Source organism: Methylotenera sp. (genome assembly GCF_029945535.1).
In the GTDB taxonomy this organism is placed as follows: domain Bacteria; phylum Pseudomonadota; class Gammaproteobacteria; order Burkholderiales; family Methylophilaceae; genus Methylotenera.
Window position 1 is genome coordinate 1 of record NZ_JAQSCU010000018.1, and the last position, 12,675, is coordinate 12,675.

13 protein-coding genes are annotated in these 12,675 nt (G+C 43.0%); 11 read left to right on the top strand and 2 right to left on the bottom strand.

Annotated elements, in window-relative coordinates; translation table 11 throughout:
• Window positions 1–369: 369 nt before the first annotated feature.
• Window positions 370–1,122 carry a hypothetical protein gene (locus PSU72_RS11640; protein WP_300432714.1) on the top strand — a complete coding sequence of 251 codons (753 nt, stop codon included), beginning with the start codon at window positions 370–372 and terminating at the stop codon, window positions 1,120–1,122.
• 182 nt (window positions 1,123–1,304) lie between these two features.
• On the top strand, window positions 1,305–1,634 hold the full coding sequence (locus PSU72_RS11645) for a hypothetical protein (protein WP_300432716.1): 330 nt from the start codon (window positions 1,305–1,307) through the stop codon (window positions 1,632–1,634).
• A 40-nt stretch (window positions 1,635–1,674) separates the two neighbouring features.
• Here the strand turns inward: PSU72_RS11645 and PSU72_RS11650 are convergent, their stop codons facing one another.
• Window positions 1,675–2,304 (bottom strand): glutathione S-transferase N-terminal domain-containing protein, encoded by a 630-nt coding sequence (locus PSU72_RS11650; protein ID WP_300432717.1) that lies wholly within the window; start codon window positions 2,302–2,304, stop codon window positions 1,675–1,677.
• Between the two features lie 143 nt (window positions 2,305–2,447).
• Between PSU72_RS11650 and nadC the strand changes: the two genes are divergently transcribed.
• From nadC to asd, 6 genes are all read left to right on the top strand, one after another.
• The gene (nadC, locus tag PSU72_RS11655; protein ID WP_300432718.1) at window positions 2,448–3,329 is read left to right on the top strand and encodes a carboxylating nicotinate-nucleotide diphosphorylase; all 882 of its coding nucleotides are present in this window, start codon (window positions 2,448–2,450) and stop codon (window positions 3,327–3,329) included.
• Between the two features lie 45 nt (window positions 3,330–3,374).
• Window positions 3,375–5,159 carry a GspE/PulE family protein gene (locus tag PSU72_RS11660; protein ID WP_300432719.1) on the top strand — a complete coding sequence of 595 codons (1,785 nt, stop codon included), beginning with the start codon at window positions 3,375–3,377 and terminating at the stop codon, window positions 5,157–5,159.
• 330 nt (window positions 5,160–5,489) lie between these two features.
• Window positions 5,490–7,241 carry an acetolactate synthase 3 catalytic subunit gene (locus PSU72_RS11665; RefSeq protein WP_300432720.1) on the top strand — a complete coding sequence of 584 codons (1,752 nt, stop codon included), beginning with the start codon at window positions 5,490–5,492 and terminating at the stop codon, window positions 7,239–7,241.
• Window positions 7,241–7,747: an acetolactate synthase small subunit gene (ilvN, locus tag PSU72_RS11670; protein ID WP_300432722.1), complete on the top strand. Its 507-nt coding sequence runs from the start codon at window positions 7,241–7,243 to the stop codon at window positions 7,745–7,747. Before PSU72_RS11665 ends, ilvN begins: the two co-directional genes overlap by 1 nt.
• A 65-nt stretch (window positions 7,748–7,812) precedes the next feature.
• The gene (gene ilvC / locus PSU72_RS11675) at window positions 7,813–8,829 is read left to right on the top strand and encodes a ketol-acid reductoisomerase (protein ID WP_300432724.1); all 1,017 of its coding nucleotides are present in this window, start codon (window positions 7,813–7,815) and stop codon (window positions 8,827–8,829) included.
• Between the two features lie 100 nt (window positions 8,830–8,929).
• A complete protein-coding gene (gene asd, locus PSU72_RS11680; protein ID WP_300432725.1) occupies window positions 8,930–9,784 on the top strand; it encodes an archaetidylserine decarboxylase in 855 nt (284 codons plus the stop codon).
• 60 nt (window positions 9,785–9,844) lie between these two features.
• Here the strand turns inward: asd and PSU72_RS11685 are convergent, their stop codons facing one another.
• A complete protein-coding gene (locus PSU72_RS11685; protein ID WP_013147327.1) occupies window positions 9,845–10,330 on the bottom strand; it encodes an RNA pyrophosphohydrolase in 486 nt (161 codons plus the stop codon).
• 88 nt (window positions 10,331–10,418) lie between these two features.
• Here PSU72_RS11685 and PSU72_RS11690 point away from each other — a divergent pair, with 88 nt between their 5' ends.
• The 3 genes from PSU72_RS11690 to PSU72_RS11700 all read left to right on the top strand — a co-directional run.
• Window positions 10,419–11,480 (top strand): YncE family protein, encoded by a 1,062-nt coding sequence (locus PSU72_RS11690; protein ID WP_300432727.1) that lies wholly within the window; start codon window positions 10,419–10,421, stop codon window positions 11,478–11,480.
• A gap of 160 nt (window positions 11,481–11,640) precedes the next feature.
• Complete coding sequence (locus PSU72_RS11695; RefSeq protein ID WP_300432729.1) at window positions 11,641–12,192, top strand: SRPBCC family protein; 552 nt, start codon at window positions 11,641–11,643, stop codon at window positions 12,190–12,192.
• A 418-nt stretch (window positions 12,193–12,610) separates the two neighbouring features.
• On the top strand, window positions 12,611–12,675 hold a 65-nt coding region (locus PSU72_RS11700), incomplete at its 3' end, for a prepilin-type N-terminal cleavage/methylation domain-containing protein (protein WP_300433296.1).

Below are 12,675 nucleotides of genomic sequence, written 5' to 3' on the forward strand. Positions count from 1 at the left end.
CAAACCTGTCGGAAAATGCAAAAATAACTTGACGGAGTGCCTCAGGGCGCGAAGCAGCTGGTTCACGTGAGGCGCGCTGGTGCCATTTATTAAGCGGCGAACCAAGCGTTACTGCACAAAACAGTGCCGAGATACAGACGAACAACCTTGACGCCGTGAGCGCTAGCGAAATTGATGTACTGAAGAAGCGCATCAGTGTATTAGAGCAAAAAATAACTGACTTTGAAACTTGGGCGGCTAAGCTCAATGCGGACTTAGGCTTAAAAGACTAAGGTCTAGCGATTTGTAATCAATTGTTTAATTAGCGAAGTTATGCAAAAAATAAAGTCTAAACTCCACTCTTAATTATTTAGTTTTAAGGTTAACGTTATGCCATTTGTAGGTCTAGGTTTACACTTTTTAATCGCACTATTTTTTGCAATTCATGCACTTAGAACTGGTCGCCAAATGTATTGGCTAATTATTCTATTTTCTTTTCCATTACTAGGCAGCGTGGCTTATTTTTTTGCAGAATATATGCCCGCGTCAAAATTAAATCGTGGTGTTAAGCAAGTTTCAAATATTGCACTCGGCCTACTGGATCCAACCCGTGAATTACGTGATGCAAGACAAGCTTTCGACTTAACGCCCACCGTACAAAACAGAATGCGCCTTGCCGCCGCACTTGATGGCGCTGGTCAATACAACGAAGCTGTACAACAATTTGACGCTTGTCTAAATGGTCCATTTGCGAATGACCCTGAGGTTTGCTTTGGCGCAGCAAAGGCAAAGTTTCACAACAAACAACCGCATTTGGCGACTGAGTTACTCTTAGATATTAGAAACAAGTTTGCGAGTTTTAGACCTGAAGAGCTCAGCCTATTACTTGCACAAAGCTATGCTGCAAGCGAAGATAATACTAACGCTCGCATTGAGTTTTCGCATGCCGCTGATACATTTGGCTCACCAGACACTCGTGCGCATTACGCGCTGTGGGCGGCCAATACAGGCGATGTAGAAACCGCCAAAAGCTTGAGAGCCACATTGGAAAAAGACTGGCAGCACTGGAACAAACATACCCGTAGCCTTTATAGTGCTTTATTTAATGAGATTGATGCGGCGCTAGCAAAAAAGGCTTCATAGCAATCTGAGTTGATGGTGGCTTTAGCGTTTTAATGGCTACTGCTAACTAATCGACTTATCTCAACTTAACTTCTAAAGCTAAAGTTAGACCGCCATTCAGCCTTTTATTCACTGCTTTATTATCAAGTCAGACGCTATACAATCAGCTCATTTATTCAAGTGATTAGATTTCTGAGGCTCAAATGGCTTACGTCTTTAAAAATGCACAAGGAACCATCACCGCAAGTGCTTTAGAAAAGCTTGGCGCGGGCTGGGAGTTTATCGAAATTGATGCTAAAGAGTATATTGAGTTTTTAGAAAACTCACTCGCTCAAGTCTCACCATTTCGAGAGAGCGACATCCAATTAGCAAGGGTACTAGAGGATTTGATTTCTATTTTAATCGACCGTGGTGCATTAAGATTTACGGACTTTCCACCAGAGGCGCAAAAACGCTTGAACCACAGACAGTCGATGCGTAAAAAAAATCGGCTTTCAGGAATCGTGGATGAAGATCCCGATTTTATTTATTAGTTAGACGCCACTCATTTGCCTGAAGATTAAGTTAACTGACTTAAGCAACAGGCATGCTGTCTTTAAATGATGGGCGTTTTAATAACGCTAATTGCAAGCGCTCTAAATTTGGATATTCGGCAGCTAAATTAATAACGCCACCGAGGCGCAGTTTTAAATACCCCAGCATACAGCCCACTGCGACATCAGCCAGACTAAAAGTACCATTGACACACCAATTACTTTTTCCAACGCCTTCGGCTTTGCCTAAATCCTCATTCAGCACTTTCAAACCATTTGTGACTTTAGACATTTGACGCGCAATAAACGCCGCATCTTGCTGCTCGGCTGATTTACGTTGTTCTAGAATAGTTGCCACTGCTGCATCACAAATACCATCAGCCAAGGCCTCCCAGCGACGTACTTTCACTTTGGCAGTTACATCTTGTGGAATCAAATGTGCAAGCGGTGTGCGGTTATCAAGATACTCAACGATCACACGTGAGTCATACAAACTATCGCCATCAGGCAACACCAACACAGGCACTTTACCCAATGGGTTATGTTGCTTAACAGGGCAATCTGGTGCACTCAAAACCACTTCTTCGAGCGTAACTTCGATATGCTTTTCAGCCGCTACAATGCGTACTTTTCTGGCGTAAGGGCTATTAATGGTGTATAAAAGTTTCATATTATCTGTTTGTGGTTACTTTAAAAGTTATTACTGAATATTCATGATTGATAGGATTATAATTCAAACACAGCTTGGTTTATCAAAGCATATTAATTTTTCAGAAAAGCTGTATTTTTAGAACAATAATAATTACTTAACTCATGACCTTATTTAATCAACATTACCCACCTAGTTCCATGGCTTTTAATCACTTGGTGCTCAAGCAAGTTCAAGCAGCGCTGGAAGAAGACATTGGCACTGGCGACCTTACCGCATCACTTGTACCAGCGGAACAACAAGTCACGGCGACGATTATCGCGCGCGAAACTGCTGTTATTTGCGGTATTCCATGGGTACAAACTTGCTTTAATCAAGTCGATGCGAGTGTCAAAATCAACTGGCAGGTGACTGAAGGCGAACGTGTACAAGCAAACCAAGTGTTATGCGAAATCACAGGTCCTGCACGTGCGCTATTGACTGCGGAACGATGCGCGCTTAACTTTTTGCAAACACTTTCAGCCACAGCTACTGAAACACGTAAATATGTAGATGCGATGGATGGCACACAAAGCCAAATTTTAGATACCCGCAAAACTATTCCAAATTTAAGGTTAGCGCAAAAGTACGCAGTTACCGTCGGAGGTGGGCACAACCAGCGCCTGGCTTTGTACGATGGCATTCTTATTAAAGAAAATCATATAGCCTCAGCTGGCAGCATAGGTGCTGTGATGGCGCAGGCATTTGCGCTTAATTCAGGCAAAAGCATACAAATTGAAGTTGAGAATATGTTTCAACTAAAAGAGGCATTAGCAGCAGGCGCAACTAGTATATTGTTAGATAACTTTAGTACTGATCAATTAACAGAAGCCGTTCAATTTAATCAACAATCAGGCAAACGCGCCGTGCTAGAAGCTTCTGGCGGCATAGGCTTAAACAACGTACGTGAAATTGCACTAACTGGCGTGGATAGAATCTCGATAGGTGCAATTACTAAAAATGTACAAGCCATCGATTTATCCATGAGAGTCATTCATACTAGCTAAAGCTACAAACTAACAACAAACGCTTAAAAGAGGATCATCAGCCCAATGAGCAAACCGACTATTCTGAGCAATCCAAGTGGTCGCCTATCACTAGGCGATACTTTACGCATGTTAGTAAGTGACGGCATTGTAGATAAAGCCCATGCGGAAAAACTATATAAAGACCGCAAACTTGATTCGTCTAACCTGCATCCGCTAGTTGTGATCGGTGAGCAAAAATGGAAAAGCCTTAAGACTCCGAATAAAGTGATCACAGTTGAAATGCTCTCCACATGGCTTGCTGAACGCTCTGGCCTTGAGTTCTACCATATCGACCCGCTCAAATTAGACTTCGGCTCAGCCGCGAAAATCGTTTCGCAAGGTTATGCTGAACGTTTAAAAATCATGCCGATTTCCGTCAAAAATGGCGAGGCGGTGATTGCCACAACTGAACCATTCAGCACCGATTGGATTGCCGATCTTGAGCGCGTGCTCAAGATGAAAATCAAGCTCGTTATGGCGAATCCACTAGAGATTAGCCGTTACCTGCCAGAGATTTACAATCTAGCCAACTCCATGAATGCCGCTGATTTAGCCAAAGCGGGGCAAATCGTCGGTGTGCAAAACTTTGAGCAACTGATTGAGCTAGGCAAAGATAAAAACCTAGATGCCAATGAGCAGCATGTAGTGAATATCGTGGACTGGCTATTCAAATACGCTTTTGAGCAACGCGCTAGTGATATCCACCTAGAACCACGGCGCGGCATGGGTATGATGCGCTTTAGAATCGACGGTGTGCTGCATCAAGTATATCAACTACCGCCTAACATTATGAACGCCATCACCAGCCGCATCAAGCTGCTGGGGCGTATGGATATGGTAGAAAAACGCCGTCCGCAAGATGGCCGCATTAAAACCTTGAGTAGTGATGGCCAAGAAATCGAGCTACGCTTATCCACCATGCCAACCGCATTTGGTGAAAAACTAGTGATGCGGATTTTCGCGCCAGAGGTATCAGAGAAAGGCTTTTTAGCCCTCGGCTTTGCAGAAGCGCAGGCTACCATTTGGCATAGCTGGACTAAGTCGCCCAACGGCATCATTTTAGTCACAGGACCAACTGGCTCAGGCAAAACCACCACGCTTTACGCCACCTTACGCACGCTCGCCACGCCAGAAGTCAACGTGTGTACGGTAGAAGAGCCGATTGAAATGGTAGAACCGCTGTTCAACCAAATGCAGGTACAACAAAATATCGGTTTGACCTTTGCAGGCGGCATCCGCACACTGATGCGGCAAGACCCCGACATCATCATGGTAGGTGAAATTCGCGACTTAGAGACTGCCGATATGGCGATACAAGCGGCACTCACAGGCCACTTAGTGCTATCCACCCTACACACCAACGACGCGCCCTCTGCCGTCACTCGACTGTTAGATTTAGGCGTCCCATCGTACCTCATCCACTCAACCGTACTCGGCATCATGGCTCAACGCTTAGTGCGCACGCTATGCACCAACTGCAAAGTAGCTGACCTAATAGAACAAAGTAAGTGGGATGCGTTAGTTGGCGATTTCAACATACCCAAACCTGCACACATTTACAAACCTGTAGGCTGTATGGAATGTCGTAATACTGGCTTTAGAGGTCGCAGCGGCATCTATGAAATGCTCACCATTACACCCGCATTACGTAAACTCATTACGCCAGAAACCAACTTAGCCGACCTCACCAAGCAAGCTTATAAAGATGGCATGCAGCCGCTAGTCATCAATGGAGCAGAAAAAATTGCTGCGGGAATTACGACGATTGAAGAGTTGATGAAAGTGGCTCCACCTCTAGAGCTTGAATAAAACCACCCGTCTATGATTAATTAGCAATCCTTACCATTACTAAAATGTAATAAAACTTAAGATAAATTAACATGCCCTGCAAACCGGTATCAATGCAGGGCACAATGCATGCCTTTATACTGAAATCCTAGTGATCACAACTAAACATCGCACAAGATCTGTGCCAATATAAAAATCCATTTGTAAAGAATATCCAAATAAACATAGTCTTATCTCAAAAGCAACTCACCATCAACACTTTCATTCTTGACCAAATGGCCTCAAACCGTTAATCTATAGGGTTACCGAATAATGTATAAAATATAAAAAAATATTTTAATTAAAAGATTTATGGCAGATACTCCAAAAAACAGTAGTTCCAAACAAATTACAGGCGCAGAAATTTTAATTCGCTGCTTGCATGAAGAAAACGTTGAGTTTGTATTTGGCTACCCAGGCGGCGCTGTGCTGCACATTTACGACGCGATTTATCATCAGGATAAATTCAAGCATATTTTAGTGCGTCACGAGCAAGCTGCGTTGCACGCGGCTGATGCGTACTCTCGCTCTACAGGCAAAGTGGGTGTTGCGCTTGTGACGTCTGGTCCAGGCGCGACTAACGCGGTGACTGGTATTGCTACCGCTTATATGGATTCAATTCCTATGGTGATTATTAGTGGGCAAGTGCCTACTTACGCCATCGGTGAAGATGCGTTTCAAGAGTGCGACACAGTTGGCATTACTCGCCCATGCGTAAAACATAACTTTTTGGTTAAAGACGTAAAAGATATTGCTGCAACCATGAAAAAGGCGTTTTACGTCGCTGCAAGTGGCCGTCCAGGCCCTGTTTTAGTGGATATTCCAAAAGATATTACCGCTGATCTATGCAAATTTGAGTACCCAGAAAGCGTCAGTTTACGTTCGTACAATCCTGTGACTAAAGGCCATTTAGGTCAAATTAAAAAAGCACTTAAATTGCTCGCTGAAGCAAAACGCCCAATGGTGTATTCTGGCGGCGGCGTGGTGCTGGGCGATGCATCTGCACATTTAATCAAGCTTATTCAGTCTATGGGGATTCCTATCACCAGCACCTTAATGGGGCTGGGCGGCTTTCCTGCGTCTGATGAAAAGTTCTTGGGAATGCTTGGCATGCATGGCACTTATGAAGCCAATATGGCGATGCAAGAATGTGACGTGCTTTTGGCCGTTGGCGCCCGTTTTGATGACCGCGTGATTGGTAACACCAAACACTTCTTGTCAACGCCACGTACGATTATTCATATTGATATTGACCCATCGTCAATTTCAAAACGCGTAAAAATTGATGTGCCTATCGTTGGTGACGTTAAATCTGTACTTGCAGATATGAACGAACTAATTGCTACTGAAAAACCAGCTCAGAACACCAACGCGCTAGCTGCTTGGTTTAAGCAAATTAACGCTTGGCGTGGTAAAAAATGCTTAGACTTTAAGCAAAGTGACGAATTTATTAAACCGCAATACGTTATTCAAAAACTACATGAAGTGACTAAAGGCGAAGCTTTTGTGACGTCAGACGTTGGCCAACACCAAATGTGGGCAGCGCAATATTACAAGTTCAATGATCCACGTCGTTGGATTAACTCTGGCGGCTTAGGCACCATGGGCGTTGGCTTGCCATATGCAATGGGCGTGCAGTTTGCACATCCAAATGCACAGGTGGCGTGTGTTACAGGCGAAGGCAGTATTCAAATGAATATTCAAGAGCTTTCAACTTGTGCGCAATATCATTTGCCGATCAAAGTCATTATGCTCAACAACCGCTACTTAGGTATGGTGCGTCAATGGCAAGAGTTTTTCTATGAGAATCGTTATTCAGAATCTTATATGGACAGCCTGCCAGACTTTGTTAAATTGGCCGAAGCTTATGGTCATGTAGGTATGCAAATCACCAAACCTAGCGACGTTGAAGGTGCATTGAAAGAAGCTTTTGATATGAAGTCACGCTTTGTGTTTTTAGATTTCATTACCGATCAAAAAGAAAATGTGTTCCCAATGATACAAAATGGTAAGGGTTTATCTGAAATGATTTTGGCCAGTGATATTGGCGCGGAGGATCTATAATGACTACTAGCGCTCCACGTCATATTATTTCGCTACTCATGGAAAATGAAGCTGGCGCACTATCACGCGTAGCAGGTTTATTTTCCGCGCGCGGCTATAACATTGAATCACTCACAGTCGCCGTGACAGAAGACCCAACATTGTCTCGTATGACCATTGTCACTTCAGGCTCTGAAGCGATTATCGAACAAATCATTAAACAGTTAAACAAGCTCATTGACGTTGTCAAAGTGCTTGATTTAAACGATGGTAAATTTATCGAGCGCGAATTGATGCTCGTAAAAGTCAAAGCAACGGGTGCGTTTCGTGAAGAAATGAAACGCATGTGTGATATTTTCCGTGGTCGTATTATCGATGTGGCCGACGGCAGCTTTACTATTGAGCTTACCGGCTCAGGCACTAAGTTAGACGCCTTTATTGAAAGCCTAGATAAAGCCGCAATTTTAGAAACAGTACGTACAGGCGCTTCTGGCATAGGCCGTGGCGACCGCATTTTAAAAGTTTAAGCAAAACAGGTTAAAAAATCTCTCTATAATTTATTCAGCATTTGCATTGAAAGGCAGTAAAAGAAATGAAAGTTTATTACGATAAAGACGCAGACCTTAATTTAATCAAAGGCAAAAAAGTAACCATCGTTGGTTACGGCTCACAAGGTCACGCGCATGCGGCAAACCTTAAAGATAGCGGCGTAAACGTGACTATCGGCCTTCGTAAAGGCGGCAGCTCATGGGCTAAAGCAATTGGCGCTGGTCACAATACATTGGAAATCGCTGATGCGGTTAAAGATGCAGATGTTGTAATGCTATTGTTGCCAGATGAAACAATGGCACAAATTTTTGCGACAGATGTAGCTGACCATTTAAAACAAGGCGCTACATTAGCGTTTGCACACGGCTTTAACATTCACTACAACCAAATCACACCACGTGCTGATTTAGACGTCATTATGGTTGCTCCAAAAGGCCCAGGCCACACAGTGCGTTCAGAATACTTAAAAGGTGGCGGCGTTCCTTCATTAATCGCGGTTTACCAAGATAAATCTGGCAAAGCTAAAGATGTTGCGCTTTCATACGCAGCTGCAAACGGCGGCACTAAAGGCGGCGTAATTGAAACTGATTTCCGTGAAGAAACAGAAACTGACTTATTCGGTGAACAAGCTGTTTTATGTGGCGGCGCTGTTGAATTAGTTAAAGCTGGTTTTGAAACATTAGTTGAAGCTGGTTACGCACCTGAAATGGCCTACTTTGAGTGCTTGCACGAATTGAAATTGATTGTAGATTTGATGTATGAAGGCGGCATCGCCAACATGAACTACTCAATCTCAAACAATGCTGAATACGGCGAATATGTAACAGGTCCACAAGTGATTAACGATCAATCACGTGCGGCGATGAAAACATGCCTAGCTAACATTCAAAACGGTAACTACGCGAAACAGTTCATTTTAGAAGGACGTACTAACTACCCAGAAATGACTGCACGTCGTCGCTTGAACGCAGCTCACCCAATTGAGCAGGTTGGCGGTCAATTACGCTCTATGATGCCTTGGATTGCTAAAAACAAATTAGTTGATCAAACTAAGAACTAAACTGTAGGTCAGGCTTCAGCCTGATTTGTCGGGTTAAAACCCGACCTACTAGACTAGGGCGGGCGCTAACAGCAACCGCCCTTTTTATTAGGAAAGCCCCATGAAATTAGCCGTTTTACTACAATATCTAATGCCCAAACAAGCCATTACCTCACTTGCGGGTAAATTAGCTCACTATCAAGGTGGCGATTTAACCACATCAGTCATTACTTGGTTCGTAAAACGCTATCAAGTCAATATGGCTGAAGCCGCTAATCCTGACGTTACATCCTATAAAACTTTCAATGAATTCTTTACGCGCCCACTTAAAACTGGCGCGCGACCAATGGCTCAGGCTGATTTTATTTGTCCTGTAGATGGTGCGATTAGCCAATTTGGTGCAATTGAGAAAGATCAAATATTTCAGGCAAAAGGCCACTCATACTCTACAACTGCTTTAGTTGGCGGCGACAAAGCATTAGCAGACAAGTTTGAAAGTGGGCATTTTGCTTGTCTGTATTTAAGCCCTAAAGATTACCACCGCATTCATATGCCATGTGACGGCACACTAAAAAGCATGACCTATGTTCCAGGTGCTTTATTCTCTGTAAATCCAACTACAGCGCAAGGCGTGCCTGGATTGTTTGCCAGAAACGAACGTGTAGTGTGTGAATTCACCTCTGCTCACCACGGCAGCTTTGTCATGGTATTAGTCGGCGCGACTATTGTTGGCAGCATGGCAACTGTATGGTGCGATACTGCCAATGGCATCATCAACCCACCGCGGACAGGTAAAACTAAAGTTTGGAAATACGATAATAAAAACATCAATCTAAAACAAGGTGATGAAATGGGTAGATTCCTACTTGGCTCTACCGTAGTCATGTTGTTTGAAAAGGATGTGCTTCAGTTTAATACCGATTGGCAACCTGCAAGAGCTATCCGCTTAGGTGAATTAATGGGCAATAAAAAATAACAGAAGAAAACTTACAAAAAAGCCTGCAATCTCTCAATTGCAGGCTTTTTTCACAACTTATTATTTAACATGCTTATGATGCAAATGTGGCGCCAACTCATTCAACGCAGATTCATACACACCGCGTTTAAACTCAATCACATCTTCCAGCGGCACCCAGTATTCGCTCCAACGCCATGCATCAAACTCGGGATGTTCACTTGCGCGTAGCGACACATCACTATCGCGACCTAGCATACGCAATAAATACCAAATTTGCTTTTGGCCTTTGTAACTGCCGCGATACTCACGCTTAATCCATGTAGAAGGCACTTCATACCTGAGCCAGTCTTTGGTGCGCCCCAAAATCTGTACATGCTCAGGCTTTAAACCTACCTCTTCCATCAACTCGCGATACATGGCCTGCTCTGGGCTTTCGCCATGGTTAATACCACCTTGCGGAAACTGCCAAGCATGCTCACGAATACGCTTGCCCCAAAATACCTGATTGTTGGCATTACATATAATAATGCCAACATTCGGGCGAAACCCGTCTCGATCTAACATAACGTTTTACTGCCTAAATTATTTAATACGATTTTTTCATATTTTGAGTATTTTTGAAAGCAGCCATTTGAGTATAATAGCTAAGCCTATGAAAATACTATCAATTAAATTTTTGAGATTTAATCAATTTATTGCACTTTTGATTATTGGCGCACTCACTTGCACGCTAACCACTGCTTGCCAAGCCGCAATCAAACCAGCTCATTCAAACTTAGCCTATATTACCAATCAAGGCGAAAACTCCGTATCAGTCATTGATACCTCAACAAATCAAGTCATTAACACTATTAAGGTAGGCAAAGCGCCTGTTGGGGTAGCTGTTTCAGCTAAGTTAAATCGCGCTTATATCTCTAACGTAGAAAGCCAAGAAATTTCGATTATAGACACCCAAAATCACAGCGTAGTAGAAACCATAAAAATCAAAGGCTCTCCTGTAGGTCTAGCACTATCACCAGATAGCAAGACGCTTTATGTGGCGGATTGGTTTGATAATCGCGTATTAGCCATTAGCACAAGTGCAGACCATACTACAAGTGAAGTGAGTGTTGGCGATGCGCCAGCTGGCATGGTAGTCAGTCCCAACAACAAATGGCTTTATATCGCCAATCGGGATAGTAATGATATCGCAGTGATAGACACGGCCACTCTTACTATAAAAAAACGCACTCCAGTAGGCAAGCACCCTTTTGGGCTTGCTCTTAGCAAAACTGGCTTATGGTTGGTCAGCGTCAATGTAAAAGAAGATACAGTCAGTATCATTAACACCAAAACCAGTGCGCAATATAAAGTAAAGGTAGGCTACCACCCCTATTGTGCGGCTATCAGTTTAGATGGAAAGAAACTCTATGTGAGCAACACACAAGACGACAGCGTGACTGTTATCAACATGTCTACACGCAAAGCTATCGCCACGATTAATGTTGGCAATACACCAGAAGGGATTAGTATAGATAATGCCAACAACCGCGCCTACGTTGCCAATTGGGGCAGTAATAGCGTTAGCGTGATAGACACTGAAACCAACCAGATACTCACAACAATAAAAACTGGTGACAAAAGTCGCGCATTTGGGCAGTTTGTTTTAAATCGTCAAAATGACCTCACTCGTGCATCGCACCACACGTCTTTGTCAACCAAGATACAGCAATAGCGTTAACTTAAATGCAAGCAGCAGTGCATTGCAAAGCTTAGTTTTTAAAAACTATCTTTCTCATTTATAATGCATCGTTGTTTTTAAGCAGTTTAATTAGAGCCTCTCTTAATTGAGAGTTTTAAAGCCTCTCGTTACAGAGAGTCATGGAGATTAGTAAATGAAAAAGATTTTAGCATTGCTTGCGCTTGGCTTAAGCGTAAGTCTAGTTCCGTTCACAGCAGCAGCACACGGCCCATCACCACAAAAAGTTGAAAAAACCATCACGATTAAAGCTGATCCAGCTAAAGTATGGGCAATCGTTAAAGATTTTGGTGGCATTCACAAATGGCACCCGGGCGTAGCCAGCACTAAAGTAGAACAGAAAAAAGATGAGAATGGCGACATGGCTACTTTCAGAACACTTACGTTTAAAGATGGCGGCAATGTGTACGAGAAATTGCGCACTATTGATGACGCATCAATGAAAATTAAATATGAGATCGTGACTGGCACACTACCACTAACAGACTACAACGCAACAATGACTGTAGAAAAAGGTGACAAACCAGGCGAATCAAAAGTGACATGGGTTGGCCGCTTCTACCGCTTATACAAACTTAACCCACCAATCCCAGCGGGCCAAGATGACGAAACAGCAGTTAAAGCCATCACAGGTATTTTTGACTCAGGTTTAGCTAACTTACAAAAGGTAGCCGAAAACTCAAAGTAACTGGCCAGTTAACTGGCGCAGAAGCGGGAACATCTGGCAAAAAACCATGGTGGAAGTTTTGGTAAAGTGACAATTTCCGACAAAAGTGTCAATTTTTGTCAGTCAAATTAAGAAAAAGCGGGGGGAATCCCGCTTTTTTTATAGTATAAAATAAAATCAGTTGCTAACTTAATGGCAAAGAGTCAGAAGTAAACTAATATCATGTCACATCAAAATTCCAACTTAAAAACCGTCTAAGCTACCTGCAGCAGCGACTTTTCATCTAAAGCTTAGTACATGCCGAGCGAAGTCTACAGCTAGTTAGGTCATATTTAAATAAAGATGGCACAACCTTTGCTTAATAGTTTTCAAGCACTGCAACACCTTGTGTTTAAGGTTGTAGTGCAAAAAATTTAATTTTTTTATAAAGGATATAGAAATGAAACAAGTTCAAAAAGGTTTTACATTAATCGAGTTGATGATTGTTATTGCAATTATCGGTAT